The sequence below is a fragment of the Actomonas aquatica genome, assembly GCF_019679435.2.
GTDB lineage: Bacteria > Verrucomicrobiota > Verrucomicrobiia > Opitutales > Opitutaceae > Actomonas > Actomonas aquatica.
Genome location: NZ_CP139781.1, coordinates 142,775 through 163,202, shown reverse-complemented (window position 1 = coordinate 163,202; position 20,428 = coordinate 142,775). Strand labels below are relative to the sequence as shown.

Below are 20,428 nucleotides of genomic sequence, written 5' to 3'. Positions count from 1 at the left end.
GAGCATCCCAATATCCCTGTTGTTCCATGCCCCGCCAGCCACGGCTTGAATACGAAGGCGCGATTTACCACGTGATCAATCGCGGGAACTACCGTCGCCGTATCTTCACCACCAACGGAGCCAAGGAAGCGTTTTTGCGCGGCTTGGACGAAGTCGCCACCAAGCTGGATTGGCGGGTCCATGCGTGGGTCATCATGAGCAACCACTTCCACATCGCACTGGAAACGCCGCGCGGAGATTTGGTCGAGGGCATGAAGATCTGGCAGGGAACGTTTGCCACCCGGTTCAACCGTCTCCGGTCAGAACGCGGTCACCTTTTCCAGGGCCGCTACAAAAGCCTGTTGGTCGAAGGCAGCGATTATCTCGGTGCGCTGTGCCACTACATCCACCTCAACCCCGTCCGCGCGAGGCTGGCGACCGCCGAGCAACTCGGTGAGTGGCCGTGGAGTAGTGCGCATTGGATCGAGCATCCCAAGAAGCGTCCGGCATGGTTCGATGCATCTGAATCACTGGTTCACGCCGGAGGCCTTGCGGACAACAAACCCGGCCGTCGCGCCTACCGCGAATACTTGGATTTTCTCGCAACCGACTCACGTGCGCAAAAAGAACTGAAGTTTGAATCGATGTGTCAGGGATGGGTGCTCGGCTCAGCCAAGTTTAAGAAGTCGTTGATTGAGCAACACGAGGAGCTGCGCGAGCACCCGGAGGTTCAAAGGACCGCGCTAGGCCCTGACCGGGATGCGGTGTGGTCGGAACGACTGCGGCATCACCTCAAGAAAGCGAAGCGTCGCGAGGTTGATGCGTTGACCGAACCAAAGTCGGCGGAATGGAAGGTGCGAATCGCAGCAGCGATGAAGGACGAAACGACCGTCACCAACCGATGGCTCGCAGAGCGACTCAACATGGGCGGCCTCCATGAGGTTAGCCGTCGCGTGAACGCGCTGAAAAACGATTCGGCGTAACCCGTCGACAGGGCCTCTACTACAAACTACAAAGCCTGACCCCTTTACTGGAAAAGCCCGGCCAACTTCTCGGCCGGGCTTTGGTTTTAGCATACCTGATGCGGAAGAGTGTCGGGCGGCGGCCCGCGACGAGGTTCAGAATTCAAACTTCGTCGACAGGATCCATTTGCGCGGGGTCTGGAAGACATACTGACGCAGGGTGCCGTCGGCAAAGGTCTCGGTCGGGATCAGATCATCTTCGTCGAAGACGTTGTTCACGTTGAACTGGATCGACCACTTGGTCTCCTTGCCGAAGAACTCGAAGTCGCGGCGGTAGCCGACGTTGAAGTCCACCAGCGTGTAGGCGTCGCCATTGATCAGCTCACGGGTCGCCGGATCGCTGCTGGTGTAACCCACCACCGAATCACCGCGCCACCGCACACCACCGCCGACGGAGAAGCCTTTCAGGCTACCTTCGCGGAACATGTAGTTGGCCCGCAGGTTGGCCGACTGAGTCGGACTGCCGAGGTAGCGGGCGCCTTCCGGTCGCACGAGCGTGTTCTCAATGCCGCTGTAGAGCGTGTCGAGGGTCTCGGCCACCGTGGTCAAGCCATCGGCCGGATCGTTCGGCGTGATCGGCGCGCCGGCCGTGTTGATCACGTAACCGCCGCGGTCACCCGAGGTCCAGGCCGCAGCCCGCAGATCGGCGTAGGCGAGCACCTCTTTGCCGATGTTGGACCGCACGGTCTTGTTGTCGGAGAAGTTAAACGACAGGCGCAGGCTGCGGGTCGGGTTGGCCACCACTTCGAATTCCCACCCTTCCGAGTCGGAGTCGAAGGTATTGCCGCCAGCGTTGACCTGCAGGTCGCTGGCGGTGAGCGCCGTGTCCATGTTCAGGTCGGAGAGCACGTCGGCCAACACGCCGTTCATCTCGAAGGTATTCCAGATGTCGTTGATGTTGTTGTTGCCGGTCACGAGGCCGAAGTCGGCGTCGTCGCGGGCGGACGTCTCGTAGCGGGTGACGGTGGCGAAGACTTTGCCTTCGAAGAGGCTGAACTTCACGCCCCAGTCGTCGCTCTCGCCGCGCGGCGGAGGCGGTCCACGGTCGCCCGGGAAAACGATCAACTGCGGATTCGGCAGCGCGAAGTTGGAGGCGTGGTTATAGAAGACCGAGATCTTGTCGGTGGCGTGAAAGACAACACCCTGACTGCGCGTGATCGCCTTGTATTTGTCGGGCGTCGCGTTGCGCACCGCTTCCCAGGTGCCGACCGTGTAGGCACCGAGCGGGTCGCCCGTGCGCATCGACTCACTGTCGTAGAAATCGGCTTTGTCTTCGCGATAACCCAGCGTCGTGACGATGCGGTTCTCCCAGAAATGGCTCTGAGCGGCGATCATCATGGAGTCGAACTCCGAGCGATAGTCATAGACGCCATTCTGCGAGGGATACTGCACCGTGCCGGCGACGTCGGTGTCGTTCCAGTCCGGGATGGCAATACCTTCGAGCGGGCCGTTCACATCGATGTAGGTGCGACGTTTGATGTTGTTGGCGCGGTTGTCCGGATTGCGGCGAAGCGCCGCGGTGCCGGGATCGGCAATCTTCTCGATTGTCGCGATGCGCGTGGTCTCCTCCATACGGTGCTCCAGCAGTCCAGCCAGTTGATGGCGGCCGAAGATCTTGCCGAGATCGAGATCGTAGGCCGCGGTGAAACGCAGGTCTTCGGCGAGCTCCTCACGCAGGCGAATACCGGCGGAACCTTCCACGAAGGGACGGCCCACATTCGGGTTCGGCGTGCGGTCGGGCAGGTTCACGTTTGGATCCCAATAGACCGTGATGTCGAGCGGCGTGAGCGCGTTGCTGAGGTAGCTGTCCTCGACGCGATTGAAGGCAAGTTCGAGGTTCAGATCGTCCGTAACGCGCTGCTGCAGCGTGGCCGTGAAGGTGTCGTAGTCGACCACGTTGCCGTAACCCGGACCCGCGATGGCGGCTTCCTTGGGAATGACCGAAAAGTCGCTCAACAGGATCTGCTGATCCGGCGGCACAAACGGAGCATTCCAATCCGGATGGCTGGCCAACGCCGACACCGCAGAGTTGCGCCAGTCAGTCAGCGTGCCGGTCGCCGTGTCGTAGACAAAGTAGTTGGTGCGCACCAGCTCCAGACCGGCACCGGGTGCGGGCGGGAAACCACCATAGGTCGGCTGACCGGCGGCGAAGTAGGCCGTCGTGCGGTCGAGACCGGCCCACGGCACGAGACGCGATTGATCCACGTCTCCGGTCTCATACTCGAGATCGAGCACGGTGGAGGGCGTGATCTGCCATTTGGTCGCGACGGCGAAGCGGTCGGCGTCCTTGTGTTCAAACGGACGCCAGCTGTTCTCGCGGTCGCGCAGGGCGTTGAGGCGCAGGGCCCAACGACCGTCGACCAGCGTCTGGTTCACGTCCACAGCCACGCGGGCCTGGTCGTATTCGTCGGTGCGGAAACTTACCTCGATGCGATCGCGATCGAGCCGCGCCTTCTTGGTCGAGACGTTGAAGTTGCCGGCCGCGGCCGCGACGCCGAAAAGAATCGAGTTCGGCCCGCGGGCGAACTCCACGCGCTCGATGTTATACGAGTCGACCGCGATCGGATATTTGAAGAAGTTGACCGAGCGGCCGGTGTTGCTGCTCGCCGGGAGACCGCGAATGCGGAACTGCGTGTCGAACTCCACCTGGTTGCTGCCGGCGGCCAGGCCGTTTTGGAAACCAGGGATCCGCTCCGTGTTCACCACGTAGTCGGAAAGCGCGGAGAGGTCGGTCGCGGCGATGTCATTCATGAACTCCGCCGTGAACACCGAGATCGGCGCCGGGGTGTCCTTCAGGCTGGCGCTCAAACGCGAGCCAGAAGCCGCATTCTGCGCGACGTAACCTTCGTCCTGTTCGGCATCGATTATAAAGGGATTCAGGTAGATCGTGGTGTCGTCTTCCAACGCCGCAGAATTGTCGTTCGCAGCGGTCTGAGCCCACGTCGCGCCAGGGAGGAGCATGCTTCCGGCAATCAGAGCAGCGCCCACGGCACGGCGGGGGAAACAATGGGGGTTTCGAGTCATAGTCGGGGGGTGTAAGGTCAGTTCCCGGCATCAATCGCCGCAGGAACACATGGCTAGGTGGGGAGGGGTGAAGGGTAACAGTGCTCGCCTTTGCCTTCTCCAAAAGAGCCGGCGGCTTCACTGATGCTGGCCATGCTGCGATTGCGGTCGGAAACGAGCTACATGCGAGATGGTTTATCCGTTGACTCCAATAAAGGCAAACCACGCCGGACAGTTGTATTCACTTTTCCCCTATGCCGACCGTCGGACTCAACCTCGCTCACCGTGTCCAGACCCGCAACGGCGCTTGGAAGCCCTCCGCCGTCACGCGACGCAATGTCTTGCCCGCCTTCCATTCAGCCTGAATCAGCATGGTTTTGTCATTGGTGGGCAACCCCAGTTCGTGGCGCTGCAACTGCGCCACCACCAGGTCAATCGCACCAGCCGCCACTTTCTCGTGGTTGGGATAATACCCACTCAAGTGCGGCCGGTCTTCCTTCCAATACAAGGTCACGCACGACACCTCTCCCGGCACGTCCACCCCGGCCTCTTTCAGCCATCCGAGGATGTCGTCGTTAATCGTGATGATCGCCTCCGGACGCCACTTTTTATACCAGCGCATGAAGTCGCGCTGGGTCCACTTCTCGGTAATGAAGTTATCAATCCGCTGCGAAGGCTCGGTGAGCTTCTGAAAGGCTTCATACCCCGCCAACCAGAAGTGATTGGCGTGATCGTCCATGAAGGTCGGCATCGCGATGCCGATCCGCCCGTGCCCAAAGTCGAGCAGGCGCTGCACCAGCCGTCCAACCGTCGAAAACTCGTCATTACACACCGTGTGCAGCCGCGGAGAAATGAAGGTGTGGTCGATCGCCACTGTGGCGAAGCTCTCCCATTTAAACTGAATATCGCTCACGCCCAGGCCATCGGTAAGCGGCGCGATCACCAAGCCTGAGATGCCGCGCGCTTCGAGGATCTGCGACAGGCGGCGCGGCGTCATGCCGGGCTCCGAAAGGTCGAAAAAGCGCACGTCGAAACCCAATTCCTGCGCCCGCTCCTGCGCCGCCTTGTAGTAGTGCCGGTGTGGCCGCCTCGTATCGCGGTTCACCTCCTTGAGCGAGGCGTTGCAGACGAAGGCGATGTTCAGCCCGTCGTTCACCGGTCGCCCCGTGCGCAGGTAGGACATATGCGCCGAAACCAAGGGATTCAACCGGTAGCCCATCGACTGCGAAAGTTTGGCAATGCGCGTGCGGGTTTTCTCGCTGATGCGGGGATGATTGCGCAGGGCCAACGACACCGTGGTGACGCTCACTTTGGCCCGGGCGGCGATGTCCTGTAACGTTACGAACTTCGAACCGACAGGCTTCTTGCGGGCGGGGGGCATGGTGCTCTTAGACGCACCGGCGCATCACCCGTGTCAATCGACATTTTGCCGTCCGCCCGCGGTCTCCATCCCCTCGCCCGCGGCATGGTGCGTCGGAAGTGCCACCATCCCCTCGGTCGGCCGGCCCCCCGATTTTAGTAAACGGGTAAACCGTCAAGGCCGTGGTCTCGGGTCGCCGGCCGCGGGTTACCTCCAGTCCTACCCTCCCCGTGCCCGACCCCCAACCTGATTCCGCCTCCTCGCCCCGCCCCGGCGAGTCCACCCGCCGCCGCATTCTCGGCGACGCTCACGTCAATCGCGCCATCGCCGCGACCACGGACTTCGACGCGCCCTTCCAGGATTTCATCACCAAAGTCGCATGGGACGGCGTGTGGTCACGCCCCGGACTCGACGACCGCACCCGCCACCTCATCACCATCGCGCTGCTCGCCGGTTTGGGCCGCGAGCACGAACTCGCCCTCCACCTGCGCAGTATCCAAAATACGGGCACAAGCCCGGAGGACGTGCGCGAGGCGCTCCTCCACGTGGCCGTCTACGCCGGCGTGCCCGCCGCCAACCACGCCATGAGTTTGGCCAAGTCCATCTTCGCATCCCTCCCGCCCTCAACCGCCTCCGATGCCTGATCCCCTCCCCCTGCCTCTCGCCCCCCGCCTATCCGATGCGGTGCATCCACCGCATCTTTCCCCGGACTACCGCTCCACCCTCGCGCGCGCCCCGCGTCAGCGTCTTCTACCGCGCCCGCAGACCCTCGCCGAACTCACCGCCCCGGTCTACGGCGAGGACCGCCTGAAGCCGCTCGACCACGACCTCACCCGCAACGGGGTCCGCGACGGCGCCCCGCAAGGCGAACGTATCATCGTCACCGGTCGCGTCATCGACGACACCGGCCGGCCCGTGCGCCGCGCCCTCGTTGAGGTCTGGCAGGCCAACGCCGCCGGCCGCTACATCCACAAGCTCGACCAACACGACGCGCCCATCGATCCCAACTTCACCGGCGCCGGTCGCATCCTCACCGACGACGAGGGCTGCTACCGCTTCATCAGCATCCGTCCCGGCGCTTATCCGTGGCGCAACCAGCCCAACGCCTGGCGGCCACCCCACATCCATTTTTCCCTCTTCGGCCCGCAATTCCCCACCCGCCTCGTCACCCAGATGTATTTCCCCGGCGACCCGCTGCTCAAGCTGGACCCGATCTACAACAGCATCCCCGACGAGGATATCCGCCGACGCCTGATCTCCGACTACGATCACGCCGTCACCGAACCAGGCTTCGGCCTCGGCTACCGTTTCGACATCGTGCTCTGCGGCGGCCGCATGACCCCGTTCGAAAACCTCAAACTGTGAGCGCGCACATGTCCGCCACCGCCACCGCATCCGCTTCCGTATCCGGGCAAACGCCCTCCCAAACCGTCGGCCCGTTCTTTCACTACGGCCTCATCTTCCCGGGTGAAAACGTGCTCCACCGCGAGGGTGCCCAAGGCCAGCGCATCATCGTCACCGGACAGGTCTTCGACGGCGACGGTGCGCCCTTGCCCGACGTCATGCTGGAGATCTGGCAAGCCGACGCCCACGGCCGTTACCGCCATCCAGCCGATCCGCGCCACGCCGACGCCGATCCCCACTTCTTCGGTTTCGGCCGCAGTGACACGACTCACGCCGACCAAACCTTTCGCTTCGAAACCGTCAAACCCGGCACCGTGCCCGCGACCGAAGACGTCTCGCCGCTCGCCCCTCATCTCGCCGTGCATGTCTTTGGCCGCGGCCTGCTGACGCACCTCGCCACGCGGATGTATTTTGCCGACGAAGCCGCCGCCAACGCGACCGACCCGGTTTTTGCCAGCCTTTCCGCAGCGCAACAAAAGAGCCTGCTCGCGCTCCCACAAAACGACGCCGACAGCGACGTCCGCGTCTACCACTGGGACCTGCACCTGCAGGGCGACTCCGAGACCCTGTTCTTCCACCCATGAGCAAGTCGGCCCACAACGCCGATGCCAACGCCGCCGCGCTGTTTCGCGGCCCCGCTTGGTGGCACGAGCTCCTGCACGTCGAACTGGCGCTGGTCGAAGCTCAGGCTCGCGCCGGGGCCGTTCCCGCCGACGCCGCCCAATCCATCGCGACCGCCGCCGTCACCTTTCAAATCGACGAGGCCGCGCTCGCTGCCAGCGAAGCGACCCACGGTTTCCCCGTGCTCGGCCTCGTCGCTCAACTCAAACAACACGTCGGCGAGCCCGCGGCCCGCTGGGTTCATTGGGGCGGCACCACTCAGGACATCCTCGACAACGCCTTGGTCTGCCAACTCTCCCGCGGACTCGACACCTGCGACCGCCGCCTCGCCAGCCTCGTGCTCGCCTTCGCCGATCTGGCTCACGATCACCGCGAGACTTACTGCCTCGGCCGCACCCACCTCCAGGCGGCGCTACCGACCTCCTACGCCCTCAAAGCCGGCAACTGGCTCGCGCCTTTGCGCCGCCACCAAACCCGCCTGCCCGCCCTCCGCCAACGCCTGCATTCCGTGCAATGCGGCGGTGCCGCCGGCACCCTCGCCGCCTGGGGCGAACACGGTCCGGCCATCATCCGCGAATTTGCCGCCGCCCTCAACCTCGCCCCGTCGCCGCTCCCCTGGCACACCCAGCGCGACGCCCTCTTCGAGACCGCTGACTGGCTGGTGTTGATCGCCCAGAGCCTGTGCAAGTTCGGCCAAGACCTGCTCCTCCTCAGCCAATCCGACATTGCCGAAGTCGACGTCTCCGTCGGCGCCGCCGGTGGCTCCAGCGCGATGCCGCAGAAATGCAATCCCATCCGCTGCGAAGCGCTGCTGCAGTCCGCCCGCCGCGTCATCCACGAGCGCAACGCACTCTCCCTGTATCCACCGCCTGAACACGAGCGCGGCACCGCCACGACCGTCGCCGAACTCACGCATCTGCCGCTGATCCTCGCCGCGACGATCGACGCCCTCGACACCGCCCTAACGCTCGCCACCGGCCTCCGCATCGATGTCGCCCGCGCTCGCGTCAATCTCGACGCCACTCGCGGTCTGGTCTGGGCCGAGGCCGCCACCCTCGCCCTGTCCAAACACCTGCCACCCACAGCAGCACGCGCCCTCGTCAAAGCCGCCATCGCGGACGTCGGCACCGGCGAAGGTGACCTCATCTCGCTCCTCCGCGAGCGCACCGACGCGCCCATCGACTGGGACCGGCTGACCGATCCCGCCGCCCACCTCGCTCCGGCGCACCGCCAGCTCGATGCCATGCTGGCGAGTCTCGATTCCGCGCCCCACGCGTAACCACTTTCCCAATACCGTCGGTCCGACCCACCGCCGGATCATTCCTCCCTTACCCAACCTTACCCGCCATGATGCCCGATGTTGTCATCGTGAGCGCGGTCCGCACGCCCATAGGCCGCGTGCGTGGCGCGCTCGCATCCGTCCGCCCGGACGACCTCGCCGCCCACGTCATTGCCGCCGCCCTGGATCGCGCCGGGCTGCCTCCCGCCGAAGTCGACGAGGTTTACCTCGGTTGCGCCAACCAAGCCGGCGAAGACAACCGCAACGTCGCCCGCATGGGCGCGCTGCTCGCCGGTCTGCCGCACGAGGTGCCCGCGCTCACCTTCAATCGCCTCTGCGCCAGCGGTCTGTCCGCCGTCAATCACGCCGCCCGCACGATCCGTTGCGGCGAAGCCGAGGTCATCATCGCCGGTGGCGTCGAAAGCATGTCCCGCGCGCCTTACAGTCTGCCGCGCACGCCGCCCGCCTTCGGCAACTTCACCGCCTGGGACACCTCCCTCGGTTGGCGTTATCCCAATCCACACCTCGAAGCCCAGTTCCCGCTCGAGACCATGGGCGAGACCGCCGAGAACGTGCAGGAGCTCAGCCGTCGCGCCGATTTCCCCGGCGGCGAAATCACCCGTGAGGATCAGGACCGTTTCGCCCTGCAGAGCCACGCCCGCGCGATCAACGCGATCAACGCCGGTCACTTCACCGCCGAGATCGCGCCCGTCGTGATTCCGCAACGCAAGGGCGAGCCCATCACCGTCGCCATCGACGAACAGCCCTTTGCTCGCGCCACGGACAACGGCTACGAACTCGCCACCAGCCTCGAAAAGCTGGGTCGCCTCAAACCCGCCTTCCGCACCGGCGGCTCCGTCACGGCCGGCAACGCCTCCTCGCTCAACGACGGCGCCTCCGCCCTCGTGCTCATGTCGGCCTCCCGCGCCCGCGCGCTCGGCCTCCAGCCCCTAGCGCGCTGGTGTGGCTCGGCCACCGCCGGCGTGGACCCGCGCCTGATGGGCCTCGGTCCGGTCGACGCCGTGCGCCACGTGCTGAAGCGCACCGGACTCACCCTCGCCGACGTCGCCCTCACCGAACTCAACGAAGCCTTCGCCGTCCAGGCCCTCGCCGTCATGCGCCAACTCGGCCTCGACGAGGCGACCACCAACGTCTCGGGCGGAGCCATCGCGCTCGGCCATCCGCTCGGCTGCACCGGTGCTCGCCTCGTCACCACCCTCGTGCACGCGCTCCGCCGCCAGGGTGCCGCCGGCACCGCCGCGCCCCATGGCCTCGCCACCCTCTGCGTGGGCGTCGGCCAAGGCGAAGCCACGGTCCTCGAAGCCCTCTGAACCCGGCATGAAAACTGTGCCTCAACTCACTGCGGCCGAAGCCGCCGCCCGCATCCCCGAGGGGGCCGTGCTGCTGGTCGGCGGTTTCGGCATGACCGGCAACCCCGTCCACCTGCTGCACGCCCTCGCCGACTGCGGCACCCGCAACCTGACCTACATCGGCAACAACGTCGGTGAACCCGGTCTCGGCGGCGGACGCCTCCTGCGCAATGGCCAGCTCCGTCGCGCCATCGGTTCCTTCTTTACCAGCAACCGCGAAGCCGTCGCCGCCGCGCAGGCCGACGAGATCGAATGCGAACTGATGCCCCAGGGCACGCTCGCCGAAGCCCTTCGCGCCGGTGGCGCCGGCATCGGTGGCTTCTACACACCGACCTCTGCCGGCACGCCACTGGCCGAGGGCCGCGAGGTGCGCGAGCTGCGCGGCACACCCCACGTATTTGTGCCGGCACTACGCGGCGATGTCGCGCTTCTGCGCGCCTGGAAAGCCGACACGGCCGGCAACCTGATCTACCGCCGCACCGAACAAAACTTCAACCGCGCCATGGCTACCGCCGCCGACCTCGTCCTGGTCGAAGCCGAACACATCGTGCCCGTCGGCGAACTCGATCCCGACTCCATTCACACACCGGGTTGCTATGTTGACGGGCTCGTGCAGGCGCACACGACGCTCGAAGACCTGGGTTCCTCCGCCAGCCTCAGCGCCAGCGCCCGCCGCGCCGATCCCGATCGCGAGGCCATCGCCCGCCGCGCCCTCGCCGAACTTCACCCCGGCGATGTGGTCAACCTCGGCATCGGCATCCCTACCCTTGTGGCGGACTTCATCACGCCGGAACACGGCCTCATCCTGCACACCGAAAACGGCATGCTCGGCGTCGGCCCGGCACCCGCCGATGGCGGCGGCGCGTTGGATTACCCGGTCAACGCCGGCAAGATCCCCGTCACCGCCGTGCGCGGCGCCAGCTACTTCGACAGCGCCGACTCCTTTGGCATGATTCGCGGCGGCCACATCGACGTTGCCATCATGGGCGGCCTCCAGGTCGACAGCGCCGGCAACCTCGCCAACTGGGCCGCCCCCGGCAAACCGCTGCTCGGCGTCGGCGGGGCCATGGACCTGGCTTCCGGCGCCCGCCGCCTGATCATCACCATGAACCACAACGAGCGCAGCGGCGCGCCCAAGCTCGTGCCGTCATGCACCCTGCCGCTCACCGCGCTCGGCGCCGTGGATCTGGTCATCACCGAGCTCGCCGTCTTCCGCTGCGACGGCGGGCTGCGTCTCATCGAACTCATGCCCGGCGCGTCCCTCGACGAAGTGCGGGCCCGCACCTCCGCCCCCTTCACCACCCATCTCTGATTCCCCATGGTTACTCGCACCCAAGTTGGCATCATCGGCGCCGGTCCAGCCGGTCTGCTGCTCTCCCACCTCCTCCACCTCGCCGGCATCGAATCCGTCGTGCTCGAGTCCCGTTCGCGCGACGACATCGAATCCACCATCCGCGCCGGGGTGCTTGAACACGCCACCGTCGAGTTGCTCAAAGCGATCGGCCTCGGCGACCGCATGCAGCGCGAGGGCGCCGTGCACGACGGCATTTACCTGCGCTTCAACGGTGGCACCCACCGCATCGATTTCACCGAACTCATCGATCGCAACATCACCGTCTACGCGCAGCACGAAGTCATCAAAGACCTCGTCGCCGCCCGCCTCGCCACCGGCGGACAGATCGTCTTCGAAGCCGACGACGTGCAGGTGCACGACATCGACACGGAGCGCCCTCGCCTCACCTACCGCGACGGCGAAACCGAGGCCGCGTTGCACTGCGACTTCATCGCCGGTTGCGACGGTTTTCACGGCGTGTCCCGCCCACTCATCGGCGGACCGCAACGGCAGGATTTCACCCGGGTGTATCCACTGGGCTGGCTCGGCATCCTCGTCGAGGCGCCGCCGTCCTCGGACGAATTGATCTACGCCCACCACGAGCGCGGATTCTCCCTCGTGAGCACGCGCTCGCCCGAGCTCCAACGCATGTATCTGCAATGCGACCCCAACGACAAAGTGGAGCAATGGTCCGACGATCGCATCTGGAGCGAACTGCACACCCGCCTCGCCACGCACGACGGTTGGACGCCCAAGGTCGGGCGCATCGTCCAAAAAAACGTGGTCGCGATGCGCAGCTTCGTGGCCGAGCCCATGCAACACGGCCGCCTCTTCATCGCCGGTGACGCCGCGCACATCGTGCCGCCCACCGGCGCCAAGGGCCTCAACCTCGCCGTCGCCGATGTGCAGGTGCTCGCCCGTTCTTTCGGCGAGCACTATGCCGGCCGCGGCTCGCAGGCCCTCGACACCTACACGCCCACCGCCCTGCGCCGCGTGTGGCGCGCGGAACACTTCTCCTGGTGGATGACCTCGATGCTGCACAGCTTCGCCGATGCCGACCCGTTTCAACAGCGGCTGCAATTGGCGCAACTCGAGCAGGTCTGCAGCTCCCGCTCGGCCGCCCGCACCCTCGCCGAAAACTACGTGGGTCTGCCTTTCAACGCCCAACTCAACTGAGTCATGTGCGCCGCCCCGCCCCGTCCCCTCGGCGCACTCGACCCGACCACCCGTCGGATTACCGGCTTGATCGGCGCGGTCGTCGCCGGACTCGCCCTGTGGGTGTTGTTGCCGGCCGACGGCCTGACGCCTGAGGCCCGTCGACTCGCCGCGCTGTTCGTCGGCTGCCTCGTGTTGTGGGTCACCGAAGCCTTGCCCATCGGCGTCACCGCGCTGCTTGCGATCGCGGCCCAGCCAGTCTTCGTGGTCGCGCCCATGAACACCGCCGGCGCGCGCTTCATGACGCCGGTGTTTTTCTTCGTGCTGGCCATGTTTCTCATCGCCGCCGTGGTGCAGGACTCCGGACTCGATCGCCGCTTCGCCGGCTGGTTGCTGCGCCGTGCCGGCACCGACAGTCGCCGCGTCATCTTTGCCTTCATGGTCGGCGCGGCGACCCTCTCGTCCATCGTGTCGGACGTGCCCGCCTGCGCGATCTGGGCAGCCCTCGGTTTGAGCCTGCTGCAACGCGACGGGCTTGAGCCCGGCAAATCCAACTTCGGCCGCGCGCTCATGCTGGCCATTCCCATCGCCGCCTTCATCGGCGGCATCGCCACACCGGCCGGGAGTTCGGTGAACCTGCTTGGGCTGCAATTGCTCAAGGACTTCGGCGGCGTGGAGGTTGGCTTCCTTCACTGGATGGCCATCGGCGTGCCCATGGTCATCCTCCTCGTGCCGCTCGCCTGGTGGGTGCTCGTGCGGGTGTATCCGCCGGAGATCACCAACATCGCGCCGCCACCGACTGAGGCGCCGGGTCCACTCAACCGCGCGGAACGCCGCACACTGCAATTGCTCGGCACCATGCTGGTGCTGTGGATCGCCAGCACGTGGTATCCGCGCGCCCTCAACGCCACCATGGTCGCCCTCCTCGGCTCCATCGCCATGTTTATGCCCGGCTTCAAACTGCTGAGCTGGGACCGCGCCATGAAGTCCGTCAGCTGGGAGGCGCTCTTCATGATCGGCGGCATCACCTCGCTCGGCGTCGCCTGCCGCGACACCGGCTTGGCGGAGTGGTTTGTCACCCACAGTCTCGGCGGACTCGCCACGTGGCATCCGTTGGCGATCATCGCGACCATCAGCGCGGTCACCGTCGTGATTCACTTGGTCATTCCCATTCTGCCCGCCGTGACCGCCGTGCTTGTGCCACCGGTGGTGGTGCTCGCCCAGCAAGCGGGATTGCCGCCTGCACTGTTTGCCTTGCCCGTGGTGTTCACCGCGTCCTGCGGATTCCTGCTACCGCTCGACGCTGTGTCACTCATCACCTACGGCACGCGCTACTATCGCATGACCGACATGCTGTGGCCGGGGGCGCTCATCAGCGTCGGTTGGGTGATCGCCATGACCGGGCTGATCTACGTGATCGGCCCCTTGGTCGGACTGCGCTGACACCGCTTCGTCGGGCGCTTTGTGGCCCGAATTCAGTCAACGGGAAAACCCGGATCATGATCGCGTTCCGTGCCGCGCCGGATTGACCGTCACAGCCACCCCATGTTGCCTCTCTCCCCACGCCATTCCACGGCTGCGACCCGGCTGGTCGACCGGCGGATTCACTGTGTTCGCGCGATCATCGCCTGCTTGCTGCTGGGGTTTGCCAACTCCGCCTGCGTCCACGCCGAGCAATCCCTGCCTGACTCCGGCGTCGATCCGGCCTGGTCGGCGCACACGGCCATCTCGCCGGACGACACCCGCATCCCCTATCTGCTGCAGCTTCAGGCCGACCGCAACGGCCCCGCGCCCGTGCTCGTTTTCTTCCACGCCGCACCCGGCGGTCGGGGCCTCGAGGGCCTGCAATCGCTCGCGAAGCCCGAACGTTGGGATCCCTTCCTCGCCGCCGGCTGGGCGGTCTGCGTCGCCGACTATCGTGGTCACACGCCCAACCGCCCCTTCGAGGTCCTGCGCGGCCCGGTCAACGCCACCGACGACGTCGCCGCCGTGCTCACCGCGCTGAGCGAACGCGAGGATCTCGATGGCGATCGCGTCGCCGTGATGGGCAACAGCCTCGGCGGCGCCATCACGCTCCAGGCCGTCGCCGACGGCAAAATCACCCCGCGCTGCCTCGTGCTCAACGCGCCCGCCAGTTTCCGCTTCATCGGCCTGCGCGGCCGCCCCATGCGCGATCAACCACTCACCGACGCCGACATCGATCGCCCGGCGGCCATGAAACGCGTCGCCGCGATCACCCCGCCCGTGCTGCTCATCCAAGGCACCGCCGACGGGCTCAGCCCGATCAATGAAAAACTGGCCGAGCTGCTGCGCGCCGCCGGCCAGGACGTGCAGTTGGAGTTGTATCCAGATCAAGGGCACAGCTTCACCAACGGCCCCGACTCCCCCGCCTTCCGCGACGCCGTCGCCCAATCTCTCTCGTTTGTGCAGCAGCACACCACGAGCCCCTGACCGAGCCGCGAAAACAGGCGAGGCAACACGAGCTGGGGTTGACCGATGCCGCCATCCCCGAGTTCATCCTCTGTGCCCAACCTCGCGGCGCCGCGCCCGACGAACTCCGCTCCCTGCCCCTTCCGTATGATCGCCTCCCGCCCGTTCCATGTGATGACCAAGCCCATCGGGCCGATCTGCAACCTGGACTGCAAATACTGCTTCTACCTCGAAAAGGAGGCCCTCTACACCGACGCCAAGTGGCGCATGTCGCCCGAGCGGCTCGAGCGCTACATCCAGCAATACATCGCCGCCCAGCCCACCGATCACGTGAGCTTCGCTTGGCAAGGCGGTGAACCCACCCTGCTCGGCGTCGACTTCTTCCGCCGCGTCGTGTCGTTGCAGCGTGAATACGCCGGCGGCAAGACGATCGAAAACGCCTTCCAAACCAACGCCACCCTGCTCGACGACGAATGGGGCGCCTTCCTGCACGAAAACCAGTTCCTCGTGGGCGTCTCCATCGACGGTCCGCGCGAGTTGCACGACCGCTATCGCGTCGACAAGCAGGACCGCTCCACCTTTGATCAGGTGATGCGTGGGATCGAGGTGCTCAAAAAGCATCAGGTCGATTTCAACACCCTCACCTGCCTCAACCGCGCCACCGCCAAGAAGCCGCTCGAGGTCTACCGTTTCCTCAAAAGCATCGGCAGCCACTACCTGCAGTTCATCCCCATCATCGAACGCCAACCCGGCGCCCAGACCCGGGAGTGGGGCCTCGAACTTGCCAGCCCCGACGAACGCCCCGGCGCCACCGATGAGGACCTGCCCGTGAACAGCTGGAGCGTGCTGCCGCGCGACTTTGGCGAGTTCTACATGCGCATCTTCGACCGCTGGGTGCGCAAAGATGTTGGCAAAACCTTCGTGCAGCTCTTCGACACCGCGCTCGGCAAATGGGTCGGCGCGCCCGGCGGCATCTGCGTCCACGCCGAAACCTGCGGCGACGCTCTGGCCATCGAGCACAACGGCGACCTCTACAGCTGCGACCACTTCGTCTACCCGCAGCACAAACTCGGCAACATCGCCGACACCGAGCTGGCCGAACTCGTCAACAGTCCGCGTCAGCGCAAATTCGGCACCGACAAACGCGACACCCTGCCGCAATACTGTCGCGACTGTGAAGTGCGCTTCGTCTGCAACGGCGGCTGCCCCAAGTCGCGTTTCCTCACCACCCCCGCCGGCGAACCAGGCCTGCATTACCTCTGCGAAGGTTACCGCGCCTTCTTTAATCACATCGCCCCAGTGATGCGTGTCATGGCCGACCTCTACCAGCGTCGCCAATCCCCCGCCGCCGCGATGGACCTCGTGCAATCCAAGTCCATCCCCGGCTACAAGCCGCTGAAGTAAAGCGTCAGTGCGAACTCGTCGTTTTCCCGAACGATCAGCACGGATTCGCACGGATGAATACGCCCTGGAGACGAAAAATAGCTGCGCTTGAGCCGGAGGTGAAAGCGTGGCCCGAAGACGACCACGTTGTCTCTGCGCTCCAACGCGGCTACTGCACAGCCCGCCCCGACTACAGTGCCAAGGATCCGTGGTTATCCGTGCCATCCGTGGCCTCATTTCCCACTTTAGCTCCGCGCCACTCCACCCTCGGTTTCCGCGCTTTCTCTGCCTCGAGGCCAATCGAAAATCGAAGCTCCCTGTTCGAAAATCTCTGGCACCCCCACGGGGAATCGAACCCCGGTCTGATCCGTGAGAGGGATCTGTCCTAACCGCTAGACGATAGGGGCGAGTGCAGAAGAGGGCGGAAAATCAAAAGCCTGCCCCCTCCTTGCAAGCTAATTTCCCGCTAATCTTTTAACGCCGCCCCGTCGTGACCTCCGGCCAGTCGTCCGAGCGGAAGGGCGAGGCGGGCAAACCACCGGCTCCCTGCAGGTTACAGTCGGGATTGTCCGCCCAAGCATAACGCACCGCCACCGGCGCGACGACGTCCGGACTCCACACCCGCACCGTCGTTTCACCCACGATCTCCGCCTGTGCCGGCACCCAGCGATGATCGTCCCCCGCCACCACGAAGCCACGCAGCGTCTCCTCACCCTCGCGCACGCGCAGCCCCCCCGGGGCCCGCATGGTCACCTCCACCGCGCCCTCCACGATGGCAAAGTCCTGCGGCGTCGGACTCAGCCGACCCGCCGCTTCCCGCCCATAAACCAGGTGCTCGGCCGCCAGCGCCAGCCGTTGCCCCACCGCCTGCTTGTTCGTCGGATGCAGATCATTCGGATCCCCCACGTCGATCGTCACCGCCATGCCGGTCATCGGCAGGCTCAACGTCATGAGCTGCGATTCCCGCAACTCCGCCCAACCGCTGCGCGAGGGCTCGGGCTGACGGTCCAGATTCGGCAACTGCACCCACAGGAACGGCAACTCTGGTCGCCCCCACTCCCGCCGCCACGCTTCGATCATGACGGGGAACAGCGTGCGATACTGCTCCGCGCGCCCGGCGTTGGCTTCGCCCTGATACCAGATCACACCTTTGAGCCCAAAACCCACCCACGGCGCGATCATCGCGTTGTAGAGCCCGGACGCCGCATACTTGGTGCCCGGGCCGGTGCGCAGTTGCGGACGTGACGGCGTCGGCCGCCCCGCCTGACGAGCCGCTTTCACCTCCTCCTTCCACTCCTGATACACCTGCGGGTAATTGCGGTCCCATTCCGCTTTGATCTGTGGAAAATTTGCCACCTCTTGCTCCCAGCGCTCCGCGATCGGTCGCAGATCATCGTGAGCCAAGAGATCCTGCCACGGGGTCCACGCCTCCGCCCGCGTGCCTCCCCAGGAGCTGTGTATCAGCCCCACGGGCACGCCGACCTCGCGATGAATCTGGCGCCCGAAAAAATATCCCACTGCCGAGAAGCGTCCCACCGTGGCCGGACTGCACACCGACCATTCTCCGGTCACCTCCGATTGCGGTTGCTCCGCCACCTGACGATCGACGGAGAAAAGCCGGATCTCCGGAAAATCCGCTGCTGCGATTTCGGCCTCCGCATCATCGGCCTGCGACACCGACAAATACATGTTGGACTGCCCACTGCAGAGCCAAACGTCACCGACCAACACTCCGGTGAGCTCCACGCGGTTTTCCCCGGCAACGACCAAGGTCTGACCCGACGCGTCCGCCGCCATCGCCGCCAGTTCCACCCGCCAGGTGCCGTCATCGGCGGCCGTCGCATTCACCCTTTGGCCCGCGAAGCTCACCGTCACGCCCTCCCCGGGTTCCGCCCAGCCCCACACCGGCACCGCCTGTTCGCGCTGCAACACCATGTGATCGCCAAACATTGCCGGCAGTTTCACCGCGGCGGCGAGCGGGGCGCTCAGGCCGGCCGACAGCGTCACAAGCAATGAGAATAACACAGTTAATTTAATTTTATTATGCTTAGCGAGGGGCATGCGATTTTGGGGTTAATCGGTTTCGATTCCTCAGTTTGGAACCACCCCTACGACCACCGCCGAAAGCTTCGCGGGGCTCAAGTTCATAATTATGATTTTTACTTGACCCGCTTTAGCAACGAAGCCTCTGTCGAATCATTCGCTGGCGGAGCCCCCGCCTCTGGCCCCTCCCCCTCAACCCCTCGTTACTCATGCCTGTTTCCCCGTCGCGCCGTCCGCTGACTCGTGCCGCGTTCACCTTGCTCGCGCTCTCCTGCTGCTCCCTCTCCGCCAAAGTCATCTTCGAGGAGACCTTCGCCGACGAAGAACGTATGCATCTCAATCCGCCGGATTCGCTGGAATGGTATACGTCCTCCAGTGCCTCAACCTTGGAAGTGACGACCGACGGGCTGCGGCAAAACGGCGGAGGTCGCCAGGTGCTCGCGCACTTCACACCAGAGGGGAAACCGCTCGAGTTGGAAGTCGGACAAAAACTGGTCCTCTCACTGCAATTCTCCGTCGAGGGCCCGACCGATTCCCCCGGCGGCCTGCGCATCGGTCTGCTCAATTCCCATGGCGCGCACGCCTTCGACGACAAGATGAACAGTGCCATGGAATACGAGGGCTACCGCGGATACATCGCCCTCACCAATCCTGCTCCAGCCAAACGTCGCCAAATCCGTCTCGGCAAACGCACGGGCAACGGGGATCGCCTGCTTTCCACCACGCAAAACTTCACGATGCTGCCGAGCTCCGGCGGCGAATTGCTGCAACTGGAATCCGGCCAGATCTACACCGCCGAACTCAGCGTCACCCGCACCGCCGCCAAAGAGGTGAGCGTGAGCATCAGTTTCACCGGCTCCAATGGACAGACCGGCGTCTTCACTCGCACCGACAGCAAAGACATCGAGACCGCGTTCGACAGCCTGGCGATCTCCCCCGGCTCCAAAACCGTCTCCGCCTTCACCATCCATCAGGCGCGCCTCGATCTCCTGCCTTCATCCTGACCCTCCCCTCTTCTCTACTCTGACTCGCAAACGCATCGCAATTATCATGACTACCCCCTCTATCCTTCGCCGTTTCAGTTGTCTTCTTGCTGCCACCGCCGCCATCAGCTCCGTCGGCGCCCAGACCGTATACCTCAACGACACATTCGAAAACGACACCTTGGGTGCAGCTCCCGCCACCGCGGCCGCCGCCCGCCAAACCACCATCATCACCGGCAGTGGCGTCATCGGCACCGACCAAGCCGCGCGCATCAATGACGTCGGCGGTGACGCGGCCTATCTGGAATACAACGTGGGAGACGCGCCACTCGGTTCACTCTACATTTCATTCGATCTGCAAAACCTGGTGCCCAACCCAACAGGTAGCGCTACCCAACCGTTGATCTTCGGTTTCAGCGATTGGAACACCACCACGTCCTACGCTCTCAACTCCAACGGAACCCGTGGCGTGGGCATGTGGTTTTACGCCAACGGGGCCAGCGGCACTTTGCGACTGCGCGACGACAGCGGTTCCTCGATTCTCACTACCACTTATGATATGACCGCTCTCCAGTCGGTTGAAATATTCATCAACGATCACGGAACCAATACCCTTGCCTACACACGCCCGGACACTTCCGGCGTGGCCACCCTCGCCGCTAACTCCGCCGCTTTCTACGTCAACGGCAGTCTCCTCGGCGACTCAATGGGATTTACCATGGGGGCGGGCACGACCGATGGTGATGCTACCCTCGGCCGCTTCGGTTTCTACTCCGGCGGGACCAACGTCTCCGATTTCGCTATCGACAACATCTACGCCAGCTCCCTCTCGGCGGTGCCCGAGCCCTCCACTTACGCGGCCATCTTTGGTGCCGCCGCCCTCGGTCTCGCCGCCTGGCGCCGTCGCCGCCACCAGGCCGCCACCACCGCCTGATATCCGCCGCCCCCCGGCCTCGATCGCTGCGGTAATCCGCGATCCTGCTCCGCCTCGCCATCACCGGCAGTCGCACGGCTAGCGGCCGCCGACTGCGGTGATCCAAGCGAAGCGCCCCCTCTTTGTCCG

At 64.8% G+C, this 20,428-nt stretch carries 16 protein-coding genes and 1 tRNA gene; 13 read left to right on the top strand and 4 right to left on the bottom strand.

The genetic code is table 11. From position 1 onward, the window contains the following. Positions 1-26 precede the first annotated feature (26 nt). Complete coding sequence (locus K1X11_RS00630; RefSeq protein WP_221029069.1) at positions 27-962, top strand: transposase; 936 nt, start codon at positions 27-29, stop codon at positions 960-962. Positions 963-1,097: 135 nt separating this feature from the next. Here the strand turns inward: K1X11_RS00630 and K1X11_RS00625 are convergent, their stop codons facing one another. Both K1X11_RS00625 and K1X11_RS00620 read right to left on the bottom strand, forming a co-directional pair. Next, on the bottom strand, positions 1,098-3,962 hold the full coding sequence (locus K1X11_RS00625) for a TonB-dependent siderophore receptor (RefSeq protein ID WP_221029070.1): 2,865 nt from the start codon (positions 3,960-3,962) through the stop codon (positions 1,098-1,100). A 322-nt stretch (positions 3,963-4,284) separates the two neighbouring features. Then, the gene (locus tag K1X11_RS00620) at positions 4,285-5,385 is read right to left on the bottom strand and encodes a LacI family DNA-binding transcriptional regulator (protein WP_221029071.1); all 1,101 of its coding nucleotides are present in this window, start codon (positions 5,383-5,385) and stop codon (positions 4,285-4,287) included. Positions 5,386-5,594: 209 nt separating this feature from the next. On the opposite strand from K1X11_RS00620, the gene pcaC reads away from it, so the two are divergent. From pcaC to K1X11_RS00570, 10 genes are all read left to right on the top strand, one after another. Next, positions 5,595-6,008 (top strand): 4-carboxymuconolactone decarboxylase, encoded by a 414-nt coding sequence (gene pcaC / locus K1X11_RS00615; protein ID WP_221029072.1) that lies wholly within the window; start codon positions 5,595-5,597, stop codon positions 6,006-6,008. Further along, positions 6,001-6,729 (top strand): protocatechuate 3,4-dioxygenase subunit beta, encoded by a 729-nt coding sequence (gene pcaH, locus K1X11_RS00610; protein WP_221029073.1) that lies wholly within the window; start codon positions 6,001-6,003, stop codon positions 6,727-6,729. The genes pcaC and pcaH overlap by 8 nt, the downstream gene beginning before the upstream one ends. A gap of 8 nt (positions 6,730-6,737) precedes the next feature. Further along, positions 6,738-7,352, top strand: coding sequence for a protocatechuate 3,4-dioxygenase subunit alpha (gene pcaG / locus K1X11_RS00605; protein ID WP_221029074.1), 615 nt, complete (start codon positions 6,738-6,740; stop codon positions 7,350-7,352). Continuing rightward, positions 7,349-8,668 (top strand): lyase family protein, encoded by a 1,320-nt coding sequence (locus K1X11_RS00600; protein ID WP_221029075.1) that lies wholly within the window; start codon positions 7,349-7,351, stop codon positions 8,666-8,668. The genes pcaG and K1X11_RS00600 overlap by 4 nt, the downstream gene beginning before the upstream one ends. A gap of 71 nt (positions 8,669-8,739) precedes the next feature. Next, positions 8,740-9,999: a thiolase family protein gene (locus tag K1X11_RS00595; protein ID WP_221029197.1), complete on the top strand. Its 1,260-nt coding sequence runs from the start codon at positions 8,740-8,742 to the stop codon at positions 9,997-9,999. A gap of 7 nt (positions 10,000-10,006) precedes the next feature. Next, the gene (locus K1X11_RS00590) at positions 10,007-11,350 is read left to right on the top strand and encodes a 3-oxoacid CoA-transferase (RefSeq protein WP_225919215.1); all 1,344 of its coding nucleotides are present in this window, start codon (positions 10,007-10,009) and stop codon (positions 11,348-11,350) included. Positions 11,351-11,356: 6 nt separating this feature from the next. Continuing rightward, on the top strand, positions 11,357-12,547 hold the full coding sequence (locus K1X11_RS00585; RefSeq protein WP_221029076.1) for a 4-hydroxybenzoate 3-monooxygenase: 1,191 nt from the start codon (positions 11,357-11,359) through the stop codon (positions 12,545-12,547). Positions 12,548-12,550: 3 nt separating this feature from the next. Then, entirely contained in the window at positions 12,551-13,969 is a 1,419-nt protein-coding gene (locus tag K1X11_RS00580) for an SLC13 family permease (RefSeq protein ID WP_221029077.1), read from the top strand. A gap of 102 nt (positions 13,970-14,071) precedes the next feature. Further along, positions 14,072-14,977 (top strand): alpha/beta hydrolase family protein, encoded by a 906-nt coding sequence (locus K1X11_RS00575; protein WP_221029078.1) that lies wholly within the window; start codon positions 14,072-14,074, stop codon positions 14,975-14,977. A 126-nt stretch (positions 14,978-15,103) separates the two neighbouring features. Next, a complete protein-coding gene (locus K1X11_RS00570; protein WP_221029079.1) occupies positions 15,104-16,360 on the top strand; it encodes an anaerobic sulfatase maturase in 1,257 nt (418 codons plus the stop codon). A gap of 311 nt (positions 16,361-16,671) precedes the next feature. Here the strand turns inward: K1X11_RS00570 and K1X11_RS00565 are convergent. Then, positions 16,672-16,746, bottom strand: a tRNA-Glu gene (locus tag K1X11_RS00565). 67 nt (positions 16,747-16,813) lie between these two features. After that, positions 16,814-18,346 (bottom strand): sialate O-acetylesterase, encoded by a 1,533-nt coding sequence (locus tag K1X11_RS00560; protein WP_221029080.1) that lies wholly within the window; start codon positions 18,344-18,346, stop codon positions 16,814-16,816. Positions 18,347-18,591: 245 nt separating this feature from the next. Here K1X11_RS00560 and K1X11_RS00555 point away from each other — a divergent pair, with 245 nt between their 5' ends. Then, positions 18,592-19,386 carry a hypothetical protein gene (locus tag K1X11_RS00555; RefSeq protein WP_221029081.1) on the top strand — a complete coding sequence of 265 codons (795 nt, stop codon included), beginning with the start codon at positions 18,592-18,594 and terminating at the stop codon, positions 19,384-19,386. 46 nt (positions 19,387-19,432) lie between these two features. Next, positions 19,433-20,299 (top strand): PEP-CTERM sorting domain-containing protein, encoded by an 867-nt coding sequence (locus K1X11_RS00550; RefSeq protein WP_225919216.1) that lies wholly within the window; start codon positions 19,433-19,435, stop codon positions 20,297-20,299. The last annotated feature ends 129 nt before the right edge of the window (positions 20,300-20,428 follow it).

Bases quoted from the DNA above. Each gene is read 5' to 3' on its own strand.
- K1X11_RS00630 (WP_221029069.1), top strand. From the start codon at position 27: ATGCCCCGCCAGCCACGGCTTGAATACGAAGGCGCGATTTACCACGTG.
- K1X11_RS00625 (WP_221029070.1), bottom strand. From the start codon at position 3,962: ATGCTCCTCCCTGGCGCGACGTGGGCTCAGACCGCTGCGAACGACAAT.
- K1X11_RS00620 (WP_221029071.1), bottom strand. From the start codon at position 5,385: ATGCCCCCCGCCCGCAAGAAGCCTGTCGGTTCGAAGTTCGTAACGTTA.
- pcaH (WP_221029073.1), top strand. From the start codon at position 6,001: ATGCCTGATCCCCTCCCCCTGCCTCTCGCCCCCCGCCTATCCGATGCG.
- pcaG (WP_221029074.1), top strand. From the start codon at position 6,738: ATGTCCGCCACCGCCACCGCATCCGCTTCCGTATCCGGGCAAACGCCC.
- K1X11_RS00600 (WP_221029075.1), top strand. From the start codon at position 7,349: ATGAGCAAGTCGGCCCACAACGCCGATGCCAACGCCGCCGCGCTGTTT.
- K1X11_RS00595 (WP_221029197.1), top strand. From the start codon at position 8,740: ATGCCCGATGTTGTCATCGTGAGCGCGGTCCGCACGCCCATAGGCCGC.
- K1X11_RS00590 (WP_225919215.1), top strand. From the start codon at position 10,007: ATGAAAACTGTGCCTCAACTCACTGCGGCCGAAGCCGCCGCCCGCATC.
- K1X11_RS00585 (WP_221029076.1), top strand. From the start codon at position 11,357: ATGGTTACTCGCACCCAAGTTGGCATCATCGGCGCCGGTCCAGCCGGT.
- K1X11_RS00580 (WP_221029077.1), top strand. From the start codon at position 12,551: ATGTGCGCCGCCCCGCCCCGTCCCCTCGGCGCACTCGACCCGACCACC.
- K1X11_RS00575 (WP_221029078.1), top strand. From the start codon at position 14,072: ATGTTGCCTCTCTCCCCACGCCATTCCACGGCTGCGACCCGGCTGGTC.
- K1X11_RS00570 (WP_221029079.1), top strand. From the start codon at position 15,104: ATGATCGCCTCCCGCCCGTTCCATGTGATGACCAAGCCCATCGGGCCG.
- K1X11_RS00555 (WP_221029081.1), top strand. From the start codon at position 18,592: ATGCCTGTTTCCCCGTCGCGCCGTCCGCTGACTCGTGCCGCGTTCACC.
- K1X11_RS00550 (WP_225919216.1), top strand. From the start codon at position 19,433: ATGACTACCCCCTCTATCCTTCGCCGTTTCAGTTGTCTTCTTGCTGCC.